Below are 2,862 nucleotides of genomic sequence, written 5' to 3'. Positions count from 1 at the left end.
CCCCGCCCCCCCGCCGCACCCGCCGTGGAGTGGCGGGGGCGCGGCGACGGCAGCTACACCGTCCGCACGCTGCCCGCCTCCGCACGCCCCCGGCCCGGTACCACCGTCACACTGACGCCGCGCGCCGACGTGGCTGAGTGGACCCGGCCGGCGCAGGTGCACGCGCTGGCCCGGCACTTCGGCTCCCTGCTGCGCCACCCGGTGACCTTCGACGACGGCACGGGCGGCCCGGGCACAGCCGTCAACCCCGATCCCGCTCCCTGGGCGCGTACCTACCCCACGCCGGGGACGCGTTCCCGCGCGTTGGCCGCGTACGGCGAGGAGGTCTTCGGGTTCACGCCGCTGGACACCATCGATCTGGACCTGCCGGCCGTGGGCCTGAAGGGCATCGCGTGCGTGCTGCCCGAGGCGGTGCCGGCCGGGCGCCGCCTAGGCCACCGCGTGCACGTCAAGGGCATGCTGCTGTCCGAGCAGGCCGGAGAGATTCTGCCCGAGTGGGCGTTCTTCGTCCGCTGCGTGGTCGACGCGGAGAGTCTGCGCCCGACGGCGTCCCGCGAGTCCTTGTACGAGGACGACACCCTCGCCGCCGTCCGCGACACCCTCGCCGAGCGGCTTCGCGCGTGGATCGCCCGGGCCGCCGCCAGCGACCCGGACCTGCTCGCCCGCTTCCTCCAGGTCCACCACCTGGCTGTGAAGTCGCTCGCGGTGCACGACGACGAGATCCTGCGGATGCTGCTGCCCTGGCTGCCGTTCGAGACCACCGACGGGCACACCGCCCTCGACGAGTTCGCGCGCACCCACCGCACGGTGCTCGTGACGTCGAGCGTGGAGGAGTTCCGGCAGGTCGCGGCGATCGCCTCGGCCGCCGGGCTCGGCGTCGTCAACGGCGGCTACACCTACGACCGTGAACTGGTCCACCGGCTGCCCGAGATCAGGCCCGAGGTCAGCGTCGCCGACCTCGACCCGGCGACCCTCACCGCCCACCTCGACCCCGTCGACCGCGAGACGGAACTGGCCGCGGCGGCCTATCTCGCCCTGGCCCGCGACGCCCTCGCCGTCTTCGACTGCGATGTCGCGCTGCGCACCTTCCAGCCCGCCTCCGCCCCCGCCCTCCTCGTCGACAGCCGCGACGCCCGGCACGAGCGCACCCGCTCCCAGCTCGCCCGTGAGCAGGAGGGCGGCCTGTGGGGCGACATCCTCGGCGCACTGCGCCAGGAGGCCCCGCGGGCCCAGCTGATCCTCAACCAGCTCAACCCGCTGGTCCGCACCGCGATCGCCATCGATGCGCCCGAACTGGCCCGCACCAGCGCCGAAGCCCTCTACGGGCAGGCCGCGCTGCTGTCCCGGCGCCCGCTCAGGCCCGCCGAATCGAGCCTCATCAACCGCTCTTTCCTCGACCTTCTCGCCCACGCCCTCCGCAAGGACAGGTGACGATGCCGACCGCACCCCAGACCACCGATGAGCTGTACCAGGCGCTCCAGGAGAACGACCGGCGTCCCTATGGCCGCACCCGCACCATCGCCGCCGAGGAACTGGTCGAGGCGGCCGAGCTGTTCGCCGAGCCCGTCCCGCTCGTCCGCGCGCTCTTCGAACTCCAGGAGGCGTACACCTACGGCTCCGAACCCCGGAAGTCGCCCGTCGTCTTCGCCCGCCTGCTCACGCTCTTCGACGAGCAGCCCGATGTCTTCGACGAGCGCCTGCGCCACTTGTTGTTCTGGCGGTTCAAATGGGTGGCCAACGCCCTGCGCGCGCTGCCCGAGATACCGCTGGCCAGCCTGCGTCAGTGGCTCACGGAGATGCGCGCCCGGTACGAGAAGGCCGGTTTCGGCCTTCAGCCCTACTACGGGCAGACGTACCAGCTCGCCGCCCACCTCGGCGATGACACCGCCCTCGCCTACGAGCTGTGGGCGGGACGCACCCGCACCCCGTTCAGCGACTGCGAGGCCTGCGAGATCTGCGAGCGCGCCCTGTACCACCTCACGGCAGGCGACGACGAGCGGGCGCTGCGCACCTGGGAACCCGTCCTGGCCGGGAAGGAGTCCTGCCAGGAGGAGCCGGTCCGCTCCGTCTCGCACGCGCTGCTGCCCTTGCTGCGCACCGGTCGTACCGACCGGGCCCGCGAACTGCACCTCGCCGGTTATCGCGGCTGCCGCCGCAACCCCGCCATGTCCGGAGAGGTCGGCCGGCACCTGGAGTTCTGTGCGCTGACCGGCAACGAGGCACGCGGCCTTGAACTGCTCGCCGAGAACCGGAACCTGTTCGACGAGGTGGACTCGCCGCTGGACCTGTTCGACTTCTCCACCGGCGTGGAGGTCCTCCTCCAGCGCGTCGAGCTCCTCGGCCATGGCGAACTGCCCGCCGCCGGATACGCAGGCCGCACCTGGACGGTGTCCGGCCTGCGCGCCGAGGTGCGGGGCCGCGCCGACGACCTCGCCGCCCGCTTCGACGCCCGCAACGGAACCACGGCCCACACCGACCGGCGCAGGGCCCGCCTCGACCGTGCCCCGCTCCGGGACGCGCTGGAACTGACCCTGCGCACCCGCAGCCTCGACAGCGTGGCCCCGGTCGCACCGGTCGCCGTGGCCGCCGCCCCCGCAGCCGCCGCCGTCCCTGAGTCGCTTCCGGAGCTCCTCGTCCAGGCACGGGCGTTGGACGAACAGGGGCACCCGGACGCGCACGCCTGCTGGGCGCGGCTGCGCACGCTCGTCACCGCCCGCGACTACACCCATCCCGACGACCCGGCCGTGGGCCCGCTCGTACGATTGCGCGCGGACCTGCTGGACAACGAGGCGAGGCAGGCCGGCGAGAAGGACGAGTTCGCCGACGCCGCCGCCCTCCATGAGGAGGCGGCGGGCCTGGACG

Annotated in this window: 1 protein-coding gene and 1 pseudogene; both read left to right on the top strand. The window is 73.2% G+C overall.

The window, feature by feature from the left end; genetic code table 11:
- The coding region (locus GA0115259_RS26280) for an HSP90 family protein (RefSeq protein ID WP_093601606.1) at nt 1-1,431 on the top strand (1,431 nt) is incomplete at its 5' end.
- A 2-nt stretch (nt 1,432-1,433) separates the two neighbouring features.
- Nucleotides 1,434-2,862, top strand: a pseudogene (locus GA0115259_RS26275) (hypothetical protein); the annotation flags it as partial.

The organism is Streptomyces sp. MnatMP-M17, assembly GCF_900091995.1.
Lineage (GTDB): Bacteria > Actinomycetota > Actinomycetes > Streptomycetales > Streptomycetaceae > Streptomyces.
This window is presented reverse-complemented; position numbering and strand designations above follow the sequence as displayed.